The sequence below is a fragment of the Dyadobacter jejuensis genome (genome assembly GCF_003149085.1).
GTDB lineage: Bacteria > Bacteroidota > Bacteroidia > Cytophagales > Spirosomataceae > Dyadobacter > Dyadobacter jejuensis.
In genome coordinates this window covers 58,281-81,287 of record NZ_QGDT01000017.1, presented here as the reverse complement: position 1 = coordinate 81,287, position 23,007 = coordinate 58,281, and the positions used below count along the sequence as shown (strand labels likewise).

Below are 23,007 nucleotides of genomic sequence, written 5' to 3'. Positions count from 1 at the left end.
AGGGTGAGGCCCACGGATATTAAGGGTTATCAATCAGTAGTATGCAACATTTTAATATCCCTTTTCGTATATAGTTGGACACAAAAAAAACGTTTTCCAACAACACAATCTACTATACATGCCGTTAATATACCTAATTCTTTTGTTTTTACTTTTCCCTATTACCGCTAAGGCGCAAGAAAGGATTACGGTCAGTGGCTTCGTCCGCGAAAAGGGCAGTGAGGAACTCTTGCCGGGTGTTAATGTATATTTGGAGCACAGCACCTATGGGACGGTAGCCAATAGCTATGGGTTTTACTCCATTACCATTCCCAAGGGAACCCAAGGAAGTATGATTTACAGCTTTGTGGGATATAAACGCCAGACAAGGCCCATCGTAGCCAATACAGACCTTCAAATAGACCTGACCCTGGAGCCCGACAACCAACTGGAGGAGGTAACCGTTTCTGGCAATCGCCAGCAGCAAAAGGTTAGCGAGGCGGCCCAAATGAGCCAAATCGACATTCCTATTAGCCAGGTCAAAAAGTTACCCGCATTTTTTGGTGAGAAGGACGTCATCAAGGTATTGCAGCTAATGCCGGGGGTACAAAAGGGTACGGAAGGACAAACGGGCTTGTACGTAAGGGGTGGAGGACCGGATCAGAACCTAATCATACTGGACGATGCCGTCGTATATAATGCCAACCATCTTTTTGGCTTTTTCTCTATCTTTAATAGTGATGCTCTCAAGAGTGTGGAGCTTACCAAAGGCGGATTCCCCGCTCGCTATGGAGGCCGGCTGTCGTCGGTCGTAGAATTGAATATGAAGGAGGGCAGTAAAGATAAGCTTCATGGGGAAGGTGGCATAGGACTAATATCTTCCAGACTGACTCTGGAAGGGCCTCTAGCCAATAAAAAGGCATCGTTCCTTCTCTCAGGACGGCGCACCTATATCGATTTCCTTGCGCAACCGCTCATTGCCCAACAGCAAAAAGGAGAAAACAGCAAAATAAGGCCCGGATATTACTTCTATGATCTTAATGCGAAGGTAAATTACGATTTCGGCGCTAAAAACAAATTATATCTCAGTGGGTATTTTGGACAGGACAAGTTCAGTGTAAAGGAAACCGCCCCCGACGAGCAACGAAGCTCCGGGTTAGACTGGGGCAATGCTACGGCCACACTCCGATGGAACCACCTGATCAACCAGAAGCTATTTCTAAACACCTCCTTAATATACAGTCATTTCAATTTCGGTGTATCGGCCTCAGAAAATATCCTAAATCCTAGCCCACCCAACGACGAATTCAAATTAGGATATAACAGTTTGATACGCGATTTCAGTCTAAAGTCCGATTTCGACTACTTCCCCAACACCCGCCATAGCATCAAATTTGGTTGGCAAGTTACCGCCCACCGCTTCGTTCCATCGGCCTTAGCTATCCATGGGACCAACCTCCCCGACGATCTTAATTTTAAGGCTAAAACCATCAATAACTTTGAATCTGGAGTGTATGTGGAGGACACCTGGCAACCTACTCAGGCCCTCAAAATGAATCTTGGATTCCGACTTTCGACCTTCCAAACGGAAAACAAGACCTACTTGCGCCCCGAACCCCGCTTCTCAGCGGCCTATCGGCTAGCCGACGATTTTTCCCTGAAGGGGTCATTTGCCCTTATGAATCAGTATGTTCATTTGCTATCCAATACCGGGCTAGGCTTACCCACCGACCTATGGGTACCCACCACCGATAGGGTAGCGCCTCAGCAGTCGAGCCAGGTGGCTTTAGGCCTGGCCAAAGATCTTGAAAAGCCCGGACTGGCCATCACCCTAGAGGGCTATTACAAGAATATGGACCGAATCCTAAGTTATAAAGAAGGCTCTTCTTTCTTAAGTATCGACGGTCAAAATGCCAATGAAATCAACTGGGAAGACAATATCACGGCGGGGCAAGGGTGGTCCTATGGGGCCGAACTGCTGTTACAAAAGAAAACCGGACGGCTATCGGGGTGGATTGGCTATACCTTGTCCTGGACCCAATGGAAATTCCCTGAGCTTAATTTTGGAAAAACCTATTTCCCACGTTACGACCGACGGCACGATATCTCGGTAGTAGGCATTTACGAATTGAGCAAAAGAATTACCCTATCGGCTACCTGGGTATATGGCACAGGGAATGCCCTGTCTATCCCTGTTTCGACCTATTACACCTTTGGAGATCGATTTGACTTGAACCCAGACAGCAAGCCTAGTCCCAACGAAACCACGGAATACGGCAGTAAAAACAGTTTCCGTGCCGAGCCTTACCATCGCCTCGACGTGGCGGTACAGTTCCACAAAGTAAAAAAACGCCACGAACGGACTTGGGAAATTGGGCTTTACAATGCATATAATCGGCGCAACCCGTTTTTTTATGACATCAGAAAGAAAGACAATGCCAATGGTACGGGAGAGTCGGCAGTACTATCCCGGTACTCTCTTTTCCCCATTATTCCTTCCATCAGTTATAACTTCAAATTCTAGGCTACTATACCCATGTTGATTCATAAATTCCATTTCGGCCTGTTGCTATTCCTCTTAGTAGGTCTTAGCTCCTGTGAGAGCCTGATTAACGACGTGGACCCGTCCAAACTTCCCGACAGAAGCTCCAAACTGGTGGTAGAAAGTTATATCGCCCCCGAAAAAGAAAAAATTGAAGTGGTAGTCTCCCGGTCGCAAACGATATATGGCCCCACTGACTATAACTTCACCCCCATCTCCAATGCTGTTGTCACCCTCACGGATGGTACTTCCGCTATCGATATCCCATATTCTGCGGAGGATGAGCGCTATATCGTCAGCGCAAGTACCTACCCTATTCACCCTGGAACCCAGTACTATCTTACGGTTTCAACCGAACAAGAAACGGTCTCAGCAACCACGACGGTCCCACTAGAGAAGACAGCGGTGAGCAGCTACTCCTTCGACAGTCTGTATCACTACAAAGTAGCAGGCGACACCGCCCTTAGGATACGGTCCAGCTTTAAGGATATACCTGGCCAGGCCAACTATTATATTTGTAGGGGATATATAGAAGTAGAATTGAACGAATTGGTTTGGGACGAGACCACGGAGGGTTATAACCTTCAAAGAAGGAGGAAAAAGGTAAGTTTACGTTACGATGACGGTATCAACAATCGCTTATTCCAAACCGATGCCAACCTAGATGGCCTTACCCTCAAATCGCCCAATTTTATATACCGCATACCTTCAAGTAGCCCCGACGACCCCAACGCTCCCCAGGTCAAGCTAATCAGGATTCACCTGGAAACACTGAACATAGAAAAAAACTACTATCAGTTTCACCAAACCAAATATCAAAACCTCAACAACAACCCCTTTACTGAGCCTACCATCGTTTTTAGCAATATTGAAGGAGGATTGGGCTGTTTTGGCGCCTACCATATGGGAGTTCTTGAGATCCCCTTTTGAGCTCATCGGATAATATTTAGTTAAAAAGGCATGGTTTTTGATGCTACTCCGATTAGAGGAACTTTCAACTAAAAGCACGAGCATCATGGAAACTGTAGAAAACGGACAACAAAATAAAAATAGCCAGAACCCACAATATCAGAACACCAACGAACCCGACACCCTAGTGGAAAGGCTGGAAGCGGCCAAAAATGAAGGCTATACCTACGACTTCAACCTCACCGCCCATGCCCTCGAGGCACATCAAGACGATGGCGTGAAGCTAAGCCTCTCGCCTGAGGATTTTGATATCGTCGACTTTTATCGTTTTGAAGGAATGACCAATCCTTCCGATATGTCTATCCTGTATCTGATAGAATCTAATGAGGGCATTAAGGGTACGCTGGTGAGCGGGTATGGCATTTCGGCTGATGAAATGTCGAATGAGATGATCAAAAAACTAGATACACGAAGCAAGTATGTGAAGGGGGCCGGTGACGCACCAGCATCTGCAAGCTGATTGGCCGCATGATCAGCCTGCCAAACTCCAGCTCGTTTCCTACTACTTTTCATTTGAAAAAGTAGTAGGATGCGGGCTTTTATGCCTCTTAATATAGAAAAATGTGTTTGGATATATCTTTATGCTCCTAGTACTAAGATCTTGGTCATAAATTCTCTCTCGTTTTTCTTTTAAATTAGCCCCACAAACAGGCCTTTTGGCAACATACTACTCCCAAACTAAAGCATCATGGAATTTATTGAGTTAACTGAATCCTTAATTGAGTCGGCGGAAATAAAGGCTAAAGGCCTTCCATTTCCCGAATTTGTAAAAGAATTAAAAGCCTTGGGTATCGACAATTACGAGGTACGTGTAGACTCTGGCGACACCACCTATACTTCCAAAAATGGCGACAAATTGGTGGTCCCAGGACGAACTGCGGTCTTTGAACCTACGGAGACTTTTAAGGTGGAAGCCGTTCGGCAGGCTATTCAAAGAAACCAACAAGGACTGACTTCTTACTCCGACTTTTTGCAAGAAATAGGCCAGGCGGGCATACATACCTACCTGGCCGACCTGGTGAGCATGCGAGTAATATACCAAGGACCCAATTCCGAATATGAATACGAAGAAATGATATCAGAAGCTTAATTATTAGTATTTTTAAGTTCTGTATAATCAACTGAACCAATTATGAAGGCATTAAAAACATCAGGATTGTTACTGTTAGCAGGATTACTCCTGGCAGGTTGTTCGGATAAAAAGGAAAATAAAGGGCCAGATTTTGAAGTAAATGCCGAATCATTCGCCGATTTGCAAGTACTTCGCTACCAAGTTCCGGGTTTTGAAGAACTCAGCCTACAGCAAAAAACCTTGGCTTATTACCTGTATGAAGCGGCATTGGCAGGGCGGGATATCATTTATGACCAGCGTGGTAAGCACAACCTTACCATTCGCAAGACCGTCGATGCTATTTTCGATAGCTTTAAAGGCTCCAAAACAGACGAGGACTGGAAGCACTTCCAAACCTACGCCGGAAGGGTATGGTTTAGCAATGGTATATTTCACCATTACTCCAACGACAAGTTTGTTCCGGAATGCAGCTTCGCATATTTTTCAGAATTGGTCAAGAATAGCAATCCGAAACAGTTGCCTTTGGAAGAAGGGGAAACGATAGAGGCCTTTTTGAAACGTATTCAGCCCCTGATTTTCGACCCGCAATATCAATCTAAAATGGTAGATCTGGCCGAGGGAAAAGACAATATCGCCCGATCGGCCAATAACTTCTACGAAGGAGTCAGTCAACAAGAAGTTGAGCAGTTTTATGCCCAGTACCCTTCCTCCGGCGAGCAGCCCGAATGGGGCCTAAATAGTAAGCTCACCAAGGAAAATGGAAAGCTCATCGAAAAGGTATGGAAGTCTGGAGCCATGTATGGGCCTGCCATCGACAAAATTATCTACTGGTTAGAAAAAGCCGTAACAGTAGCTGAAAATGAGCAGCAAAAAACGGCTTTGACCCTTTTGGTAGAATACTATAAAACGGGAGACCTAAAGAAATGGGACGAATACAATATCGCATGGGTAGCCGACACCAGCAGCCGAATTGATGTGGTTAACGGATTTGTGGAGGTATATAACGATGCCTTGGGCATAAAGGGTAGCTACGAAAGTGTGGTATCGCTCAAGGACCTTGAAGCCACTAAGCGCATCAAGGCCATTGCCGACCAAGCTCAGTGGTTCGAAGACCATACGCCACTCATGCCGGAGCACAAAAAGAAAAACGTGAAAGGGATCAGCGCCAAGGCCATTACTGTTATTATTGAAGGCGGTGATGCCGCTCCTAATACGCCAATAGGGATTAATTTGCCCAATTCTGACTGGGTCAGAAAGGAACATGGCTCTAAGTCGGTCTCCTTAAGCAATATTATCCATGCCTATAACGAATCGAGCAAAGGAAATGGCTTTCTGGACGAATTTGTGGTGGACAAGGCCACTGGCGACAGGCTAGCCCAATACGGAAGCCTTGCTAGCGACTTGCATACCGATATGCACGAGTGTATTGGGCATGCCTCCGGACAGATCAACCCTGGGATTGGCACTCCAGACAAGACCTTAAAGAGCTATGCCTCCTGCCTAGAGGAAGCCCGTGCCGACTTGGTGGGCCTGTATTTTATTATGGATCCCAAGCTTGTGGAGCTGGGCGTGATGCCCTCCTTGGAGGTGGGAAAGGCCGAATATGACAGCTATATGATGAATGGACTTTTCACCCAGCTGACCAGGCTGAAGCTAGGGGATAATATAGAGGAGGCTCATATGCGCAATAGGGCGCTAAATGCCTACTGGGTCTATGAAAAAGGGAAAGATCAGAAGATCGTAGAATTTGTTACCAAGGAGGGCAAGACCTATGTAAAAGTCAACGATTACGAAAAGCTACGCGGCCTCTTTGGTGAATTACTCAAGGAGATACAACGTATCAAATCGGAAGGCGACTATGAAGCTGGAAAAAAACTGGTAGAAAACTACGGAGTAAAGGTAGATCAACCCCTGCACAAAGAAGTGTTGGAGCGATATGCCAAGCTTAACATCAAGCCTTACAAGGGTTTTATTCAACCACGGCTGGTGCCTATCCTCGAAGAAGGGGAGATCGTAGATGTAAAACTCGAATACCCACATTCCTTTTACAATCAGATGATCGAATATGGCAAAAAATATGGCACTTTGCCGATGTATAATTAATAAAAGAATGGCGACCCATAAAAGGGTCGCCGTTCTTTATAATTGGTCACTGAGCCAATTCAATTGATCGTCTGAAAAATCGAGGTGCGTCACGAGCCGCACTAGGTTTTTTCCAAAGTCTATGGCCAACACCCCTCTCTTCGCCAAGCTATCGACATAGGCTTGGGCATCCAATCCATCCTGCAGTTTAAGAATAACAATATTGGTTTGAACCGGATAGATATAGGATACTTCGGGCTGCCTAGAGAACAGCTCTGCCAATGCTAAGGCACGTCGATGATCGTCTTTTAGGCGTTCCACATGATGATCCAGCGCATAGATACCCGCGGCAGCAAGCATGCCCGCTTGCCTCCAGCCCCCTCCCATCATTTTTCTGAACCGTAATGCCTTATGTATAAAGGCCTCCGTACCTAGCAGTAAGGAACCAACGGGACACCCTAGGCCCTTAGACAGACAGATACTAATACTGTCGAAGGCTTGTCCATAGTCTTTCAAGGGAGTATTTGTTTCTACTATGGCATTGAACAGCCGGGCCCCATCCAAATGTAGAGCCACCCGCCGTTCATTACAGACCTTCTGAATCTTAAGAATTTCATCGAAATCATAATAGCTCCCTCCGCCCTTGTTCATGGTATTTTCTAGAGAAACCAGGCGGGTATAGGTATTATGAATATCGTTTTCAGGAGATATGGTTTCCGCTATCTGACCAGCGTTTAGTCGACCTTTATCTCCCGTAAGCAACCGAACTGAGGCCTGGGCGTTGACCATTACTCCACCTCCTTCGTACAAATAAATATGGGAGTCTTTCTCGCAGATCACATCGCTGCCAGGCTCACAGTGCACCCGAATGGCCAATTGGTTGGTCATAGTTCCAGATGCACAAAACAAGGCCTTTTCCATCCCAAACATATTGGCGACCTTCTGCTCCAGAGCATTTACGGTGGGATCCTCACCATAGACGTCGTCCCCAACGGAAGCCGACCACATGGCCTCTTTCATGGCCGGTGTAGGACGGGTAACTGTATCACTTCTTAAATCAATCATTATACATTACGCTACGAAAAATTGGAAATACGCATATTTATTCTGGCTCATACTATATAGAAATGCCCCAATTTACCAGCGTAAATTGAGGCATGTTCCGATATATTTCAACGCTTATTTAGCACTCTTCAGATGCTGAGCTACTTTATCCCAATTGACCAGGTCCCAGAATGCCTTTACATAATCGGCACGCTTGTTTTGGTAATGTAGGTAGTAGGCATGCTCCCAAACATCGATTCCCAAAATAGGGGTTCCTTTCACTTCGCTGATATCCATCAAGGGATTATCTTGGTTAGGGGTAGAGGTTACGGTCAGCTTTCCTTTATTGGCTACCAACCAGGCCCATCCAGAACCAAAACGAGTTCCTGCCGCTTTATTGAATTCCTCCTGCAATTTTTCGAAAGAGCCAAATTGACCTTTAATAGCATCGGCAACGGCACCTTGAGGCGCTCCACCTTTACCAGGGGCCATTATTTCCCAAAAGAAGCTATGGTTCCAGTGCCCTCCTCCATTGTTACGAATAGCTACAGGTGCTTTGCTGATCGACTTTAGTATATCTTCGAGGCTTTTTTTCTCGTAAGGAGTTCCGGCTACTGCCGCATTCAAGTTCTTAACATACCCGGCATGGTGCTTGCCATAATGGATTTCCATGGTCATTTTGTCGATGCTAGGCTCTAGGTCGGCAAATCCATAAGAAAGTGGCGCTTGCTTAAAAGGAGCCTTCTCCAGTACCAAACCCGGGGTTTGCTCAGCAGCAAATACTTGATCGGCTATAGTAGCGACTCCGGCTGTTCCTAAAGCCATCGCACGTAAAAATTCCTTTCTATTCATCATTACTTTCATAGGTTAAGTTTAATTGTTCAATCATAAGCCACACGGCTTACTATACTCCTTCCCAGGGTAATTTCATCGGCATATTCCAAGTCCCCACCAATAGGGACTCCCCTAGCGATGGTACTGACTCTTATACCGAATGTTTTCACTTTCTTCTGTAAATAAAAGGCGGTCGTATCTCCCTCCATGGTAGGGCTTAAAGCCAAAATGATCTCTTCTACCGACTCTCCAGACTGCTGGCCTTCGAGCCGCTGCATCAGGGAATCGATGTTCAGGTCGGCGGGGCCAACCCCCTCCATAGGGGAGATAATCCCTCCCAACACATGGTATAGCCCTTTGAATTGACTAGTTGCTTCTATGGCCAACACATCGCGCGTATCCACCACCACGCAGATAATATGCTGGTCTCGGTTGGGGTTATTGCAAATATTGCACAGCTCTGCGTCTGCAATATTATGACATTGCCTACAATAAGTTGTCTGAGAGCGCATTTTGACCAAGGCTTCAGACAGTTGTAAAGTCTGGGCCTGATCTCGTTTCAGCAAATGTAACGCTAATCTTAAGGCCGTCTTCTTACCTATACCTGGCAGACGGGATATTTCATTTACAGCTTCCTCAATAAGACGTGAGGGATAATTCATGTAGAAGTATTAAAAATATGGAAGAAAGATCAGTGGATTTCGGCAGAAATTCCACGCTCGCAAATTGAATTGCGCATAGGCAGTAGCTCCCCGAACTCTCCCTCTTTCACACTGCACTTCCCTTTGTAGTGAATGATAATGGTGCATTGTTCGGCTTGTTCGCTCGTATGCCCACACACCTCCATCAAGGTGTCTATCACCCAATCAAAAGTGTTTACATCGTCATTATAAATGACGAGTTTGAGCATATCGACAGCTACTGTATCTTCCAGAATTTGTTCGTCTGTCTCTATATCTATTTGCATAACAACTAAATTTCTGTTTGATTAGCAAAAATAATGAAAAACCCAGACTATCAGAAGGACAAGAGGTATCTTTTAATTTATTCTTAATTCACTACTAATAACCCGCTTTCAATGAATCCGCTTATTGCTTTGCTTATACTCGTCGTATATTTTGGAATGCTCATTGCCATTTCAATTTTCACTTCCAAAGGGGCGGACACCAATACCTTCTTTACTGCCAACCGCCAGTCGCCCTGGTATTTGGTAGCCTTCGGAATGATCGGAACGTCCTTGTCGGGGGTTACCTTTATCTCGGTCCCAGGGTCGGTGGCTAATATACAGTTTTCTTATTTTCAGGTAGTCCTAGGATACATAATAGGCTATTTGGTAATCGGCACCGTCCTGATGCCCCTGTACTACCGCCTCAATCTGATTTCTATATATTCCTTTTTAGAAAAACGTTTTGGTTTTTGGTCTTACAAAACAGGCTCCGCATTCTTCTTGCTCTCCCGTACCTTGGGCTCAGCAGTTCGGCTTTATGTGGCCGCTCAAGTACTCCAATTGGCCCTTTTTAAACCGTTGGGAGTACCCTTCGAAATTTCTGTGGCCATCACCATATTTCTTATCTGGGTCTATACTTTTAAAGGTGGGGTTAAAACCATTATTATCACCGATACCCTTCAGACCTTTTTCTTAATTACTGCCGTTATATTGACTATCGTTTTGGTTTCTCAAGAGTTGAATCTGGACGGTCCAACGGCTATTTGGGATACGGTTCAGAACAGTGGCTACTCTAAGATCTTCTACTGGGACGCCAACGACCCCAAAAACTTCTTTAAGCAGTTCTTGGCTGGGGCTTTTATCGCCATCGTCATGACGGGGCTAGACCAAGATTTAATGCAAAAAAATCTGACCTGTAAGAACATTGGAGAGGCTCAAAAAAACATGTTTTGGTTTACCGCGGTATTGGTGGTAGTCAATTTCCTATTCCTATCATTAGGCGCTTTACTCTACGTTTATGCCGAGTCCAAGGGCATTCCGGTCTTGGCCAAAACAGATGATTTTTACCCCATGTTGGCCCTCAACCACCTAGGACTCCTAGTGGGTGTCACCTTTTTATTAGGTATTACGGCGGCTACCTATGCCAGCTCCGACTCCGCCCTAACCGCCCTGACCACGGCATTCTGTATCGATTTTATGAATATAGAAGCGAAGCCAGAAGAAAAGCGCTCAAAAATCAAATTCTGGGTTCATATAGGCTTTTCAGTATTGTTTTACCTGGTAATTCTGGTGTTCAGCAAAATGAATAATAAAGAAGTCATCACGGCCATTTTCGATTTGGCGGGCTATACCTATGGGCCCCTACTCGGTTTATTCGCCTTTGGGGCCTTTATGAAGCGCCCCGTCATCGACCGCTGGGTACCTCTGATTTGTGTAATAGCGCCGATAATCACCTATATATTGAATAGTTATTCTGCAGAAATTTTTAATGGATATAAGATCGGATTCGAAAGACTTATCATCAATGGGATGCTCACTTTTATAGGCTTACTATTCCTGGGTAAAAAAGGCAACAAGCGGGATATGGCCATGAGTACTGGAAGATCCCAAATCTAATTCAACCTTCTCCCAAAGAATCCCATCACCCTGTGGGGTTCTTTGAATAATACTAGCTTCCTCTTACAAAGTAAGGGCTCCTAGAAAGTTCGCCCCCATGGTGCGGATAATATAATTGTTGGCTTCCTGGCCAAAACAAGGATACTTTACTTGATTTACTCCAAAATTTTGTTAACTTACTCCTAAATTTAATAACCAAAACGAATTTCATCTAGTATGCGTACCTAAAGTGGTGTTTTGAAAGTAATCTTCACAAACTAACTTATTACGACATGAGAACTTATCCATTATTCTTTATTATCGCGCTATTGTTTTGGTCTTGTGGCCAGAGTAAAGACCCTAATAAAAGTGAAAAAACCATGGAGGCCGAAAAGCAGGCCATCCGCGAGGTAATAGCCAATGAGACCGCGGCCTTCTTTGCCCGAGATTATGAAGCTTGGAAGTCTAATTTCGCCCAAACAGAATACGCCTTTCAGGCCTGGAGTAACGACGACGGCACTTTCGACTCTAACGTAGGCTGGGAGGATATCAACAAACATATCGGCAAATACATCGAAGAAAATCCCGAGCCCCTTTCGAGCCATCCTATTGTAGAAAGAAAAAATATGCAATTCAAGTTTTACGGCAGTCAGGTAGCCTACCTCACTTGGGATCAGTTTAATAGTGATCAGAATGAAAAAAACTTCCATCATAGTAAGGAAGTTCGTCTGATGGAAAAAATAGATGGGCGCTGGAAAATTGTATGTGTTTCGGCCTTCTGGGATTATAAAAACTTAATCCCTGCAGAGAAACTCCCGATGATTCAGAAGATTGCCAATGAGAGTGGCGGTACCAAAAAAATATGATTGAAGAGAATCGGTCAGGGCCTACCATCCATTTGAGGATAAACCCTGACCGATTTTAAGTTTTAAAGCAATTCCAACATAGGATCCCAAAATAATTTATTCCACTCCACTACCCGGTCATTTACTACCGCCACACCCTCTGCGCCTAGCCGTTCCTCCATCAGCGTGGGGGTAGTGAACTGCAGCTTACCGGTGAGTCGGCCGTCCCTATTCAGTACTCTATGGGCCGGAATATCCCCTGCCGAATGGCTATGCCCCAAGGCCCAACCCACCATTCTGGCGCCTTGCTTGGCCCCCAGATAGCTGGAAATGGCTCCATAGGAAGTTACACGCCCGGCAGGTATCAGCTTTACAACGGCATAGACATCCTCAAAAAAATCACTTTTGACCATCCTTAGCTTGTTGCCGCTCTTGAATCTCTTCGCTTAACTGACGATACCAGTCATCGCCATAAGCCCGAATGAGCGGGGCTTTAAGAAATTTATAAACTGGCACGCCAAGTTCAGACCCCAAGGAGCAAGCGGGGCTACAGATGCTCCAACGGTCGTAATTCAGCGCATGGTACTGGTCGTACTTCGTGACACGGATCGGATACAAATGGCATGACAGGGGTTTTTTATAGGTCGTTTTACCATCAATATATGCCTGTTCAATCCCACATTTTAAAATCCCCTTCTCGTCGTACAGGGCATAGGCACACTCTTTCCCGTCGATAACGGGAGTCACATAGTCTCCCTCCCAATCGGTGGTGAATGTTCCTTCTTTTTTGATAACAGCCTTTCCTTTTTCAGTCAGATACGGCTCCACAGCCGGATATATTTCATCCAGTATGGCCAGTTCGTCCTCATCCAAAGGAGCACCGGAATCTCCTTCCACACAGCAAGCTCCTTTGCACTTTTCTAAGTCACATACAAAGAGTTGATCTTCTATATCGTCGCTGATGCAGGTATTCTCAATTAGTATCATGGATCCGTTTATTGGGCAATTTTTAATTTCTGGTCGACAAGAACCGTATTGCTTGACATATTATTCAATCTTTTCACTTGGTCGACTGTCATGTTATAACGCCTGGCAATAGAAAATAGCGTTTCACCCGACCGCACCACGTGATATCCCGGAGCTTCGCTGGCTGCAGGTGCAGCCGACACCGCTGCCTGGCCCTTTCTAACGATCAACCGCTGCCCAACGGCTAACTTATCGTTTACCGACAAAGCATTCAATCCAAGTAGTTCATTGACCGTAAGCCCATGTAACTTAGAAATGCTATAGTAGGTTTGGCCCGACTCTACCGTGTGGTATTGGGCTACAGATTTATTCTCGATGCTAGGCTTAGGAACTACCTTTTTGGGCTCCACGGGACTATTAACCACGGGTGCCTTTTTGGGGACGGCAACTTCCGCTGTGCTCGGGGTAGCGGCTACCGACCCAGTACCTTCCACAATAAGTTCATCGCCCGACAGCAATGAGGTATCTATCGACCGGTTGTTGAGGGCCAATAGCTTAGTCACGGATAAGTCGTACATCCGGGCAATGCTAAAGTAAGTCTCCCCCGAACTAACAATATGGCTTTGTGCCTTTTTGACTCCTGAGGGTTTTGAGGCTACACGAGTCTGCTCCGATTCGAACCCATTGCTAGCTACCTCTTTTGGCCGCTCTGTACTTATGGTATTCTTGCCTACCTGAGTATTTTCGGAATCGTTATCGTCCTGACTAATAATCACGACACGGTCATTCACTTGGCTCGTAGTAGGTGTAGAGGGTGTCGGTTTTTTAATTTCGGCAGCTACTACCACCGCTGGTTTTTCTACCTCTACCGCTGGAGTGGGCTCCATCGGTTTACTTTCTACCAACACAGGGGCATATTTCTTCCTTTCCGAAGAATTGCTTGGAATATCGTTAGTGGCAGGCTCTGTTTCCTTTGCGGCTTCAGTCACCATAGGTGCCGGGGGGGCCATCGGCGTAGGAGGCGCCACTGGCACTATCTCGATGGGTTCTTTCCTAGGTCGTTTACGGTTCAAATAAAGCTTCTGCCCCGTCTGAATGGGATAATTGCGACTAATCGTACGGTTATTTTTCAGCAAGTTCACCAGTCTTATAGCATATTGCTGGGAAATCGCCTGCCAGGTATCTCCTGGCTCTGCCACATGAAAAGGCACGGAAGCTTGCTTACGCTTTTTAGCCAAATAATACACATTACCGGGTATAATGGGCATGTCGCGCACCAGGTCGTTGGCCTTCATAAACTTTGAAATACTCAACTTTCCGGCCTTCGCCAAAGACTTTGGGGTATCTCCAGGCTTAGCCAAAATACCCGCCAATCCGTTAATCTCATAAAATTCGTGACTACTGCCTTTAGGCTGCACATTGGAGGGCTTCAGGATGGGATATCCACTAGCCCCTGACTGCCTCGCCACAGGTACCGTGGCGGCTATGGCCGGCATAGAAAGTTTTTCTCTCACTGCCACTACGTGGTCGACCGATACGGGGATTGTCAATAGATATTCCCGATCATCAGGAACCCTTTCGCCTACGAACCAGCGGTTATATTCTTGTAATTCTTGCCGATTGATGCCTAGCGTTTGAGCGATATCGGCGTAAGACCTCCCCTTTCCAAAATCCGATTCTAGCAAAACGAGTTTATTCTTGGAGCGATAACGCTCAATCCCCGCTTCAAGGGCAATCTTATGTGCAAAAAAGCGAAGCACGTAGCGATCAGTCTTGTTGGTCAGCGAAACCTCCCTAGCATAGGCCCAGTTAGAAGGCACTATTTTTTTGACTGCTCCGGCTCCTAGATAATAGGAATATAGGGTGGCTACCCAGTTGTTAAACTGTTGGTTATTCTTCTTAAGGTACCAAGCGGCTCCGTGGGTCGACGAAGAAATATTTTTCCTCTCATCCACTTCATTATCCACCCTGAGGTTCATTTCTATAGCCGTTTCGGCTTTGAATTGCCAAAAACCTACTGCTTTCGAGCTAGAGACTACATCGGGCTTGAAGGAACTTTCTTGTGCCGCCAAGTATTTAAAATCGATGGGTACTTCTTCATCCATTAAGATGCCCTCTACGATTGGAAAATAGAGAATGGCCCTATCCATTTTCTCTTCCCAAAACTTTTGGTTACCCATCAGGCTCTTAATGTCCTGCTCAATGATCCTTTGAGCCCCCTTATCGAACTTCACATTGATGCCTCCGAAGTTGACATGATCGGGCACTTTAGGGAAATCCTGCGCACGTACCCCAGTCATTATTAACATGAGTAGGGCCAATAGAAAACCATTGGTGCTGTTATATTTTTTTAGTTTGATTCTCATAAATGAAATGCTGTCAGTATTTAAGCGTGTTTTTGAATCACCATCAATCCATCCCGAATGGGCAAGAGCAAGTTGGACACCCGTTTGTCGTCGGTTATGGCTTTGTTAAAATCTAATAAAGCCTGGGTATCCTTATCAATTTTATTCAACTTTTCTACCACCTTTCCGCTCCATAATACATTGTCGGCGAGGATGTACCCCCCCGGCCTCATCTTAGGTAGGCATAAATCATAATAGGCCTGGTAGTTTATTTTGTCGGCATCTATAAATACGAGATCAAAGACCTCGTCTATTTCTGGAATCAAATCCAGAGCATTCCCTATTCTATAATCGATCTTTTGGCTGTAAGGGGAGTCGTCGAAGTAACTCCTAGCCATCGTTTCCAGCTCTTCGTTGATGTCGAGGGTAATTAACTTACCATCATCGGAGAGCCCCTCGGCCAAGCATAGGGCGGAGTATCCGGTATAAGTCCCTATTTCCAGTATCCTTTTAGGGTTTATCATTCCGGAAAATAGGGAGAGCAATCTTCCTTGTAAGGGCCCTGAAAGCATCCGGGGGTTCAGGACATTGGCCTGTGTATTCCGGTTTAACTTGCTCAGCAAGTCGCTTTCAGGGTCCGAATGTAACTCACAGTAAGATTCTATTTCATTTAAGATAAATTTCATACAGAAAATTACTATTTCTAGGGTATATCAACGTTTACTTATGGGCAATAATACTTTCGAGATAGGTTCCGTAGCCACTTTTAACGAGCGGTTTGGCAATCTCTCTAAGCTGGTCTTCATTGATAAAGCCCATTCTATAGGCAATTTCCTCAATGCACCCCACTTTCAATCCTTGCCTTTCTTCGATCACCTGAACGAATTGTCCGGCTTGCATCAAAGATTGGAAGGTGCCAGTGTCGAGCCAGGCGGTTCCACGATCGAGCACGCCCACTTTAAGTTGGCCCCGCTCCAAATAAACCCTGTTCACATCGGTTATTTCCAGTTCGCCTCTAGGTGAAGGTGGAATCGTCTTGGCTATTTCAACTACATTATTATCGTAAAAATAGAGACCAGGAACGGCATAATTCGATTTTGGCTTCTGAGGTTTCTCCTCAATAGAGATCACATTTTTCTCTTTATCGAAGTCTACCACTCCATAACGCTCAGGGTCATGTACTTGGTAAGCGAATATAACCCCTCCCTGAGGATCATTATTGGATTGTAATAATTTGGAAAGTCCAGAGCCATAAAATATATTGTCACCCAATATCAGGGCCACTTTATCGTCTCCAATAAACTCTTCTCCAATAATAAATGCTTGAGCCAGTCCATCCGGACTCGGCTGAACGGCATATTCGAATCTACAACCCAATCGGCTACCATCGCCTAGCAATTTTTCGAAATTGGGTAAATCGTGTGGGGTCGAAATGATCAAAATCTCTTTTATCCCCGCCAGCATCAGAATGGACAAGGGGTAATATATCATGGGCTTATCATAAACCGGCATGAGTTGCTTACTAACGGCAAGTGTGAGTGGGTGAAGTCTGGTTCCAGACCCTCCCGCCAATATTATTCCTTTCATAATTAACGATTAGTGTACATTGAGTCGTAATACTTCTTATAATCTCCCGAGGTGACGTTATTGAGCCAATCCTGATTAGACAGATACCAGTCTACGGTTTTTTCTAACCCTTCTTCAAACTGAAGGGAAGGCTTCCATCCTAGCTCATCCGAAAGCTTGGTAGCATCGATGGCATACCGCAAGTCGTGGCCGGCACGATCGGTAACATAGGTAATAAGCTTTTCGGAAGTACCTTCGGGACGGCCCAATTTCTGATCCATCACTTTACAAAGTAGCAACACTAAATCGATATTCTTCCACTCATTATGCCCTCCAATATTATACGTATCGCCGTCTTTTCCGGTATGAAAAATGACATCGATGGCAATGGCATGGTCTACTACATACAACCAGTCCCGAATATTTTCGCCTTTTCCATAGACAGGAAGTGGCTTATTATTCAAAATATTATGAATACTTAGAGGGATCAACTTTTCTGGAAAATGGTTAGGACCATAGTTATTAGAACAGTTGGAGATCACCACGGGCAGCTTATAGGTGTTGTGGTAGGCCCTCACAAAGTGATCGGAAGAGGCTTTCGAAGCGGAATATGGGGAGCGAGGATCGTAGCTAGTCGTTTCGAGAAAGAACTCCTTAGGGTCGTGCAGTTCACCATATACCTCATCGGTAGACACGTGGTAAAAGCGGCGTCCGTCTAAGTCACTACCCCAAGCCTTTTTAGCGGCATTCAATAGGTTGACCGTCCCCACCACGTTGGTCATCACAAACGACATAGGGTCGGATATGGACCGGTCTACATGGCTCTCGGCGGCAAGATGCACCACTCCAAAAAAGTCATTCTCGGCGAACAGATTATCGAGGAATGCGGCATCTACTATATCTCCCTTAACAAAAGTATAGTTACCGGCATCTTCCAGGTCGCTCAGATTCTCCAAGTTACCCGCATACGTCAGAGCATCCAGGTTAAAGATATGGTATTCGGGATGGTTGGTTACGAATCGACGTACCACATGGGAACCAATAAAACCGGCTCCTCCGGTAATAAGTATTTTTTTCATTTAGTCTGTGTAATTTTTAATTGCCAATTCCAAGCGTCACGCAGTGCTTCTGCGAGGCTTTTTTCTGCTTTCCATTTCATGATGGTATTTACTTTGTCGGCCTGAGCGTAGATCTTCTCCACGTCACCAGCACGGCGAGGACCTATGCTATAGTTGAGCTTAAGTTTATTGACCTCCTCAAAGGTTTTGATCAGATTCAGGACAGTATATCCTTCTCCAGTTCCTACATTAAAGACATCGTAGTACTGATCGGCCTGGTTTTCGTCTAACAACTCCAAGGCTTTTACATGGGCCTTGGCCAGATCGACCACATGTATGAAATCTCTAACACAGGTACCGTCGGCCGTATCATAATCGCTACCAAAAACGGTAAGTGAGGGCCTCAAGCCCGCAGCCGTTTGGGTAATATAGGGCACCAAATTACTAGGAACTCCATTAGGCAATTCGCCTATCAAAGAAGTTTCGTGCGCTCCAATAGGGTTGAAATACCGAAGTGCAATGGCCTTAACCACCGTACCAGAAAACACAAAATCCCTGATAATGTCCTCTGCTACCGCTTTGGTATTGCCATAAGGAGAAGTAGCTGGCAGCCTTGGGGTGTCCTCAGTAACGGGGAGTTGCTCTGGCTGACCATATACGGTACAAGACGAAGAAAATACAAACTTAGGCACCTTGTATTCCTGCATGACTTTCAGTAAATTGAGCAGCGAAACAAGGTTATTTTCATAATATTCCAAGGGTTTCTGAACGGACTCTCCTACCGCCTTATAAGCGGCAAAGTGAATGACCCCATCGAACCGCTCTTTATCAAAAAGTTCTCTGAGTTTCTCAAGGTCATTGCAGTCATATTCATAGAAAGGAAATTCGACACCGGTGATTTGCTGGATGCCCTTAAGAACATCCCGATTAGAATTGTAGAGGTTATCGAGAATAACGGGCTCAAAGCCTGCCTGGTGTAGCTCCACAACGGTATGCGAACCTATAAAACCGGCCCCTCCTGTAACAAGTATTTTCATTTTCAATATACTTAATATCTAAATGGTAGTGAATAAGGAAATTACCGATTGACTCAAAATTAACATACCTACCTTAGCTTAACCCTTTAAAATAGGGCAAAACAACAAGGGGATATAATTATTTTTTCCGAGCAAAAGTAGAAAATTTGACGTCTATAAAAAAAAAATGTTTTTATTTATCCGATTGTTAGAAAACGAAGATTTGTGGGATTATGAATAAGAACGAAATAAAAGCACTGATATCACTACTCGACGACGAAGACCATGAAGTGAGCCAGCATGTAGAAGGTAGGATTTTATCTTTGGGTGGTAGTATTATCCCCTTACTGGAAACAGAATGGGAAAATAGCTTTAACCCTACGGTACAGCATCGCATAGAAGAACTTATCCATGAACTACAACAGAGTATCCTGATGGATCGCCTGCAGACCTGGAGAAATAGTGGTGGACAGGATTTGATGGAGGGTATGTGGATAGTGGCTACCTACCTATACCCCGACCTTACCCTCGAAGAGCTAAACGTGTCTGTTGAGCAGCTCTATTATGATATATGGACCCAGTTTCAAGACGAAATGAATCCGGTGGACCAGATAAAAAGGATCAACGGGGTCTTTTTTGGCGACCTAAATTTTTCGGCTAATACCAAAAACTTCCATTCTCCTTCCAACTCGATGATTAATATTGTTTTGGAAACCAAAAAGGGGAACCCGATTACCTTATGCGTAATTTATCTGCTGATAGCACATAAGCTAAAACTGCCCATTTACGGAGTTAATCTTCCCAACCTTTTTGTCTTGACTTATAAAAAGGACCAGGTGCAGTTTTATATCAATGTATTCAGTCGGGGTATTATATTTTCTAAAACCGATATCGATCATTACATTGCCCAATTGAATATTAAGCCCAAAGATATCTTCTACCAGCCCTGCACCAACCTGGAGATAATTCAAAGGGTACTGAGAAACCTGCTGTTGTCCTACGAGAAGACGGGCGATCATGAGAAAAAGAAGGAGCTGGAAAATATATTACGGTCGACCATGGACCACCCCTTGGAATAGCACCTCACTAGAGTGCTATGGCCATACAATACTCGCCAATCCATCGCAGATATACCTGGGAGACGAGCAGGGTATCCTCATCCCGAAGCTCCCCTTCCAGCACCTCTTGCTGATCGGAAAAGGGTAGAATGTAAATTTGATCTTTAAAGCTTACCTTCTTCTTCCCATAAAGCTTGTATACCGCCTCCTTGGCACACCAGTAGGTTCCTAATCGGCGTAGGTCGTCTTCGGCATGCTCATATTCGCTTACCGTCAAGAACTTGTGCGCCGTACGCTGCAGTTTGGGATCTAGGCGCTCCATGTCGATACCTACCGGAAACTCCGTCCCTAAGATGGCCGCTACATAGTCCTGGGTATGGGTCAAGGATATTTGTAGGTTATGGTTTATCAAAAAAGCCTTACCATGCTCATCCTTTTGGGTACCCGCATACACAAGCTCTTGTTGTTGGGCCAATAGCTGCAACAGCAAGCGGCTAGCCAACCATTCCCTAATTTTTTGAGGATGAGAAATGGCCTCCAACTCTTCCATATTATATTTGTGGTGCAACTGGCGACGGAGTTCCGACTCATCTTCGGTCAATTCCCATAAAAACAGGGTAGCCTTATTATCGATAAGTTCAGAATGAACGAGGGGCATAACTATATTGTTTAATTAGCTAGTGAAAACAATCCTATATGAATATCCACAAAATTGATACTTTTTCTGGTCATCGCGATAGTATTTACACCATAATTCAAAAACATACTGATTCCCAATTCTACTCGGCAGGTGGCGACGGCTTTATCATTCTATGGGATTTGACCCAACCCGACCTCGGCAAGCTCATAGCTCGCGCCGGCGCATCGGTGTACGCCCTAGCCTATGACCCTACCCGAGAGCAGCTATGGATAGGCCAGAATTATGAAGGAATCCAGCTCCTGGATACCAAAACCAATACAATCCTAAAAACGGCCAAAATTACTTCAGCCAGTATTTTCGACATTCAACTGGTGAACGACAAGGCACTCATTGCCCTGGGCGATGGGGTACTTATGGTAATGGACATCCCCAGTTTCTCCGTTCAAAAACATATTAAATTAAGTTCAGAAAGTATACGCTGCATCGCAGTAAGCCCCGACCAGAGGGAATTTGCCGTCGGGGATAGCCAAAATCGAGTACATATTTTCGATTTACAAGACTATCACCTCAAACAGACCATTGGGGAACATGGCAATTCTGTATTCACCCTGAACTATTCGCCCGATGGACGGTATTTGTTGAGCAGTGGTCGCGATGCCCATATTAAAATTTGGGATGCTACAACTGACTACCAGCTGATTCAGGATATACCCGCACATATGTATGCGATCAACCACCTGACTTTCAGTCCCGATGGCGCCTATTTTTCTACGGCTAGTATGGACAAATCCATAAAAATATGGCAAACTGAGGGATTTCGGCTCAAAAAAGTAATCGATAGAGGACGCCACGCCGGCCATGGCACATCTGTGAATAAATTACTATGGTCCAACTACCATAATCAGCTAGTGTCTTGTAGTGATGACCGTACCATCTCTGTCTGGGAAGTACAGCCATATGAAACATATTAAATGGTAATATTGGCAAATTCTTTGAAATGTAGGGTAGTTATCTTTAACTTACGCAACGTTTAAAAAATACATATCAAGCCTATATTCTGCCATGAAGATTTCCGCTATAGACATACGCAAGCATACCTTCGAAAAAATATTTCGGGGTTATGAGCCTGAGGCCGTGGACGCCTTCTTGAATTCACTATCACAGGAATGGGAACGATTTACCAGTGAAAACCGACAACTAAAAGCGCAGCTAGAACAGACTCAAAATGAACTTGCCAAGCTAAAAGACATAGAATCATCCCTTTTTAGAACCCTAAAAACGGCGGAAGAAACGGGAAGACAGATAGAAAAAGAAGCCCTAGAGGAGGCCGAAAAGAGGAAAGAAGAAGCTATATCCTTATCCGACTCCATGATATTAGAAGCGGAGGAACGCACTCAAAAGGTAATTGCCGACACCGAATTGCGCCTTCAAAACCTAAAGGAGGAGTTTGTCAATGAGGTCAAAAATCAGGAAAGAGATTTTAGAGCCATTGAAAACTATAGGGATAACCTCATGGTTCAGCTCTCGTCCTTGGCCAATAACACTTTAGAAACGATAGAACGATTCGAGCAGAAGTACGATCGGGAATCGGTGCTCAATAAAATGGATGAGATAAAGCAACATGTAGCACAAATCGAAATCCCCAAAAAGCCTATTGAAGAAAAACAGGAAGAAAAGCCTGTAGAAGCTGCCATACCCTTGGCTTCTGGCGAGTCCGAAGCTATTATACCACAACCTCCAGTTGCCAAAACCAATCTGAACATCGCCAGAACAGTGGAACCCAACTTGCAGGAGGAGGAAGCCAAAGCGGCCCCCGTTTCGCAGGACACAGCGCGGTCACAAGAAGCAAACCCCGAGATAGCCCATAGCTCTGAAGCGGACAATAGCACCCCCATTGCAGAGGCGCAAGACAAAAACTTACCCACTCCGCCAGCTCAGCAGGCTACCGAGCCGTCGAAGCCAAAGGCGCCAGAGCCATCCAGAGCCAACGAAATGGAGAGTGGGGGTTCCTTTTTTGACCAAATTTAAACCATATTATTCATCAAAGTGGCCTCACCAGCGCCACAGAACCTACCACCACATTCATTGGGAACCATTACCTTAGAAGGATTAGAGTTTTTTGCCTATCACGGCTACTACCCTGAAGAACAACGCATTGGAAACAAGTATTCACTGGACATCACCATCCACACCAATTTTATACTGGCTGCAGAGCATGACAAACTTAGTGAAACTGTAAATTATGAAACTTTATACAGCATTGCCGTAGAGGTGATGAAGGAACCCGCTCACCTGTTGGAACATATTGCCCTGAAGGTGATTCAAAAAATACGGGGCTCCTACCCTTCTGTGGACAAGGTCACGGTGAAGGTTTCTAAATTTAACCCCCCAGTCGGAGGAGTGTGCAACCGGGCGGCTATCACGATGGAGGGATAATAAGGAAGGAATT

The 23,007-nt window shown here is 45.1% G+C and carries 23 protein-coding genes; 11 read left to right on the top strand and 12 right to left on the bottom strand.

Features of this window, described 5'->3' with window-relative positions:
• Window positions 1–118 precede the first annotated feature (118 nt).
• From CLV98_RS21220 to CLV98_RS21200, 5 genes are all read left to right on the top strand, one after another.
• Window positions 119–2,503: a TonB-dependent receptor gene (locus CLV98_RS21220; protein ID WP_109677794.1), complete on the top strand. Its 2,385-nt coding sequence runs from the start codon at window positions 119–121 to the stop codon at window positions 2,501–2,503.
• 12 nt (window positions 2,504–2,515) lie between these two features.
• On the top strand, window positions 2,516–3,451 hold the full coding sequence (locus CLV98_RS21215) for a DUF4249 domain-containing protein (protein WP_109677792.1): 936 nt from the start codon (window positions 2,516–2,518) through the stop codon (window positions 3,449–3,451).
• 85 nt (window positions 3,452–3,536) lie between these two features.
• The gene (locus CLV98_RS21210; RefSeq protein ID WP_109677790.1) at window positions 3,537–3,950 is read left to right on the top strand and encodes a hypothetical protein; all 414 of its coding nucleotides are present in this window, start codon (window positions 3,537–3,539) and stop codon (window positions 3,948–3,950) included.
• A gap of 228 nt (window positions 3,951–4,178) precedes the next feature.
• Window positions 4,179–4,580, top strand: coding sequence for a DUF1398 family protein (locus tag CLV98_RS21205; RefSeq protein WP_109677788.1), 402 nt, complete (start codon window positions 4,179–4,181; stop codon window positions 4,578–4,580).
• A gap of 42 nt (window positions 4,581–4,622) precedes the next feature.
• Window positions 4,623–6,665 (top strand): dipeptidyl-peptidase 3 family protein, encoded by a 2,043-nt coding sequence (locus CLV98_RS21200; protein ID WP_109677786.1) that lies wholly within the window; start codon window positions 4,623–4,625, stop codon window positions 6,663–6,665.
• A gap of 36 nt (window positions 6,666–6,701) precedes the next feature.
• Here the strand turns inward: CLV98_RS21200 and ltaE are convergent, their stop codons facing one another.
• The 4 genes from ltaE to CLV98_RS21180 form a co-directional block, all read right to left on the bottom strand.
• Complete coding sequence (ltaE, locus tag CLV98_RS21195) at window positions 6,702–7,712, bottom strand: low-specificity L-threonine aldolase (protein WP_211320096.1); 1,011 nt, start codon at window positions 7,710–7,712, stop codon at window positions 6,702–6,704.
• A 111-nt stretch (window positions 7,713–7,823) separates the two neighbouring features.
• On the bottom strand, window positions 7,824–8,540 hold the full coding sequence (locus CLV98_RS21190; RefSeq protein WP_109677782.1) for a superoxide dismutase: 717 nt from the start codon (window positions 8,538–8,540) through the stop codon (window positions 7,824–7,826).
• Between the two features lie 29 nt (window positions 8,541–8,569).
• Window positions 8,570–9,184 carry a recombination mediator RecR gene (recR, locus tag CLV98_RS21185; protein WP_109677780.1) on the bottom strand — a complete coding sequence of 205 codons (615 nt, stop codon included), beginning with the start codon at window positions 9,182–9,184 and terminating at the stop codon, window positions 8,570–8,572.
• 29 nt (window positions 9,185–9,213) lie between these two features.
• Window positions 9,214–9,432: an ATP-dependent Clp protease adaptor ClpS gene (locus CLV98_RS21180; protein ID WP_374755203.1), complete on the bottom strand. Its 219-nt coding sequence runs from the start codon at window positions 9,430–9,432 to the stop codon at window positions 9,214–9,216.
• 168 nt (window positions 9,433–9,600) lie between these two features.
• On the opposite strand from CLV98_RS21180, the gene CLV98_RS21175 reads away from it, so the two are divergent.
• Together CLV98_RS21175 and CLV98_RS21170 are read left to right on the top strand one after the other, a co-directional pair.
• On the top strand, window positions 9,601–11,085 hold the full coding sequence (locus CLV98_RS21175; protein ID WP_109677776.1) for a sodium:solute symporter: 1,485 nt from the start codon (window positions 9,601–9,603) through the stop codon (window positions 11,083–11,085).
• 272 nt (window positions 11,086–11,357) lie between these two features.
• A complete protein-coding gene (locus CLV98_RS21170; RefSeq protein WP_229203520.1) occupies window positions 11,358–11,930 on the top strand; it encodes a Cif family virulence factor in 573 nt (190 codons plus the stop codon).
• A gap of 62 nt (window positions 11,931–11,992) precedes the next feature.
• On the opposite strand, the gene CLV98_RS21165 is transcribed toward CLV98_RS21170, so the two are convergent.
• Genes CLV98_RS21165 through galE form a run of 7 tightly spaced genes read right to left on the bottom strand, consistent with a single transcriptional unit; the run spans window position 11,993 to window position 18,881 of the window.
• Complete coding sequence (locus tag CLV98_RS21165) at window positions 11,993–12,322, bottom strand: MGMT family protein (RefSeq protein ID WP_109677774.1); 330 nt, start codon at window positions 12,320–12,322, stop codon at window positions 11,993–11,995.
• Window positions 12,309–12,896 (bottom strand): DUF3109 family protein, encoded by a 588-nt coding sequence (locus CLV98_RS21160; RefSeq protein WP_109677772.1) that lies wholly within the window; start codon window positions 12,894–12,896, stop codon window positions 12,309–12,311. Before CLV98_RS21160 ends, CLV98_RS21165 begins: the two co-directional genes overlap by 14 nt.
• A gap of 8 nt (window positions 12,897–12,904) precedes the next feature.
• Window positions 12,905–15,241, bottom strand: coding sequence for a LysM peptidoglycan-binding domain-containing protein (locus CLV98_RS21155; RefSeq protein WP_109677770.1), 2,337 nt, complete (start codon window positions 15,239–15,241; stop codon window positions 12,905–12,907).
• A 20-nt stretch (window positions 15,242–15,261) separates the two neighbouring features.
• On the bottom strand, window positions 15,262–15,906 hold the full coding sequence (locus CLV98_RS21150; protein ID WP_109677768.1) for an O-methyltransferase: 645 nt from the start codon (window positions 15,904–15,906) through the stop codon (window positions 15,262–15,264).
• Between the two features lie 34 nt (window positions 15,907–15,940).
• Complete coding sequence (gene rfbA, locus CLV98_RS21145; protein WP_109677766.1) at window positions 15,941–16,807, bottom strand: glucose-1-phosphate thymidylyltransferase RfbA; 867 nt, start codon at window positions 16,805–16,807, stop codon at window positions 15,941–15,943.
• Between the two features lie 2 nt (window positions 16,808–16,809).
• On the bottom strand, window positions 16,810–17,865 hold the full coding sequence (gene rfbB, locus CLV98_RS21140) for a dTDP-glucose 4,6-dehydratase (RefSeq protein WP_109677764.1): 1,056 nt from the start codon (window positions 17,863–17,865) through the stop codon (window positions 16,810–16,812).
• Window positions 17,862–18,881, bottom strand: a complete 1,020-nt coding sequence (galE, locus tag CLV98_RS21135) for a UDP-glucose 4-epimerase GalE (RefSeq protein WP_109677762.1) — start codon at window positions 18,879–18,881, stop codon at window positions 17,862–17,864. Before galE ends, rfbB begins: the two co-directional genes overlap by 4 nt.
• A gap of 212 nt (window positions 18,882–19,093) precedes the next feature.
• Between galE and CLV98_RS21130 the strand changes: the two genes are divergently transcribed.
• A complete protein-coding gene (locus CLV98_RS21130; protein WP_109677760.1) occupies window positions 19,094–19,939 on the top strand; it encodes a transglutaminase-like domain-containing protein in 846 nt (281 codons plus the stop codon).
• 7 nt (window positions 19,940–19,946) lie between these two features.
• Here CLV98_RS21130 and CLV98_RS21125 read toward each other — a convergent pair whose 3' ends face one another.
• Complete coding sequence (locus CLV98_RS21125; RefSeq protein ID WP_109677758.1) at window positions 19,947–20,576, bottom strand: 4'-phosphopantetheinyl transferase family protein; 630 nt, start codon at window positions 20,574–20,576, stop codon at window positions 19,947–19,949.
• 38 nt (window positions 20,577–20,614) lie between these two features.
• Here CLV98_RS21125 and CLV98_RS21120 point away from each other — a divergent pair, with 38 nt between their 5' ends.
• The 3 genes from CLV98_RS21120 to folB all read left to right on the top strand — a co-directional run bounded on the left by CLV98_RS21120 (window position 20,615) and on the right by folB (window position 22,994).
• A complete protein-coding gene (locus tag CLV98_RS21120) occupies window positions 20,615–21,529 on the top strand; it encodes a WD40 repeat domain-containing protein (RefSeq protein ID WP_109677756.1) in 915 nt (304 codons plus the stop codon).
• 91 nt (window positions 21,530–21,620) lie between these two features.
• Window positions 21,621–22,586 carry a DivIVA domain-containing protein gene (locus CLV98_RS21115; protein ID WP_109677755.1) on the top strand — a complete coding sequence of 322 codons (966 nt, stop codon included), beginning with the start codon at window positions 21,621–21,623 and terminating at the stop codon, window positions 22,584–22,586.
• 57 nt (window positions 22,587–22,643) lie between these two features.
• A complete protein-coding gene (folB, locus tag CLV98_RS21110) occupies window positions 22,644–22,994 on the top strand; it encodes a dihydroneopterin aldolase (RefSeq protein WP_109677753.1) in 351 nt (116 codons plus the stop codon).
• Window positions 22,995–23,007: the final 13 nt, after the last annotated feature.

Excerpts from the sequence above, each read along its gene's own strand:
- CLV98_RS21220 (WP_109677794.1), top strand. The coding sequence starts at position 119 with ATGCCGTTAATATACCTAATTCTTTTGTTTTTACTTTTCCCTATTACC.
- CLV98_RS21215 (WP_109677792.1), top strand. The coding sequence starts at position 2,516 with ATGTTGATTCATAAATTCCATTTCGGCCTGTTGCTATTCCTCTTAGTA.
- CLV98_RS21210 (WP_109677790.1), top strand. The coding sequence starts at position 3,537 with ATGGAAACTGTAGAAAACGGACAACAAAATAAAAATAGCCAGAACCCA.
- CLV98_RS21205 (WP_109677788.1), top strand. The coding sequence starts at position 4,179 with ATGGAATTTATTGAGTTAACTGAATCCTTAATTGAGTCGGCGGAAATA.
- CLV98_RS21200 (WP_109677786.1), top strand. The coding sequence starts at position 4,623 with ATGAAGGCATTAAAAACATCAGGATTGTTACTGTTAGCAGGATTACTC.
- CLV98_RS21190 (WP_109677782.1), bottom strand. The coding sequence starts at position 8,540 with ATGAATAGAAAGGAATTTTTACGTGCGATGGCTTTAGGAACAGCCGGA.
- recR (WP_109677780.1), bottom strand. The coding sequence starts at position 9,184 with ATGAATTATCCCTCACGTCTTATTGAGGAAGCTGTAAATGAAATATCC.
- CLV98_RS21180 (WP_374755203.1), bottom strand. The coding sequence starts at position 9,432 with ATGCTCAAACTCGTCATTTATAATGACGATGTAAACACTTTTGATTGG.
- CLV98_RS21175 (WP_109677776.1), top strand. The coding sequence starts at position 9,601 with ATGAATCCGCTTATTGCTTTGCTTATACTCGTCGTATATTTTGGAATG.
- CLV98_RS21170 (WP_229203520.1), top strand. The coding sequence starts at position 11,358 with ATGAGAACTTATCCATTATTCTTTATTATCGCGCTATTGTTTTGGTCT.
- CLV98_RS21165 (WP_109677774.1), bottom strand. The coding sequence starts at position 12,322 with ATGGTCAAAAGTGATTTTTTTGAGGATGTCTATGCCGTTGTAAAGCTG.
- CLV98_RS21160 (WP_109677772.1), bottom strand. The coding sequence starts at position 12,896 with ATGATACTAATTGAGAATACCTGCATCAGCGACGATATAGAAGATCAA.
- CLV98_RS21155 (WP_109677770.1), bottom strand. The coding sequence starts at position 15,241 with ATGAGAATCAAACTAAAAAAATATAACAGCACCAATGGTTTTCTATTG.
- CLV98_RS21150 (WP_109677768.1), bottom strand. The coding sequence starts at position 15,906 with ATGAAATTTATCTTAAATGAAATAGAATCTTACTGTGAGTTACATTCG.
- rfbA (WP_109677766.1), bottom strand. The coding sequence starts at position 16,807 with ATGAAAGGAATAATATTGGCGGGAGGGTCTGGAACCAGACTTCACCCA.
- rfbB (WP_109677764.1), bottom strand. The coding sequence starts at position 17,865 with ATGAAAAAAATACTTATTACCGGAGGAGCCGGTTTTATTGGTTCCCAT.
- galE (WP_109677762.1), bottom strand. The coding sequence starts at position 18,881 with ATGAAAATACTTGTTACAGGAGGGGCCGGTTTTATAGGTTCGCATACC.
- CLV98_RS21130 (WP_109677760.1), top strand. The coding sequence starts at position 19,094 with ATGAATAAGAACGAAATAAAAGCACTGATATCACTACTCGACGACGAA.
- CLV98_RS21125 (WP_109677758.1), bottom strand. The coding sequence starts at position 20,576 with ATGCCCCTCGTTCATTCTGAACTTATCGATAATAAGGCTACCCTGTTT.
- CLV98_RS21120 (WP_109677756.1), top strand. The coding sequence starts at position 20,615 with ATGAATATCCACAAAATTGATACTTTTTCTGGTCATCGCGATAGTATT.
- CLV98_RS21115 (WP_109677755.1), top strand. The coding sequence starts at position 21,621 with ATGAAGATTTCCGCTATAGACATACGCAAGCATACCTTCGAAAAAATA.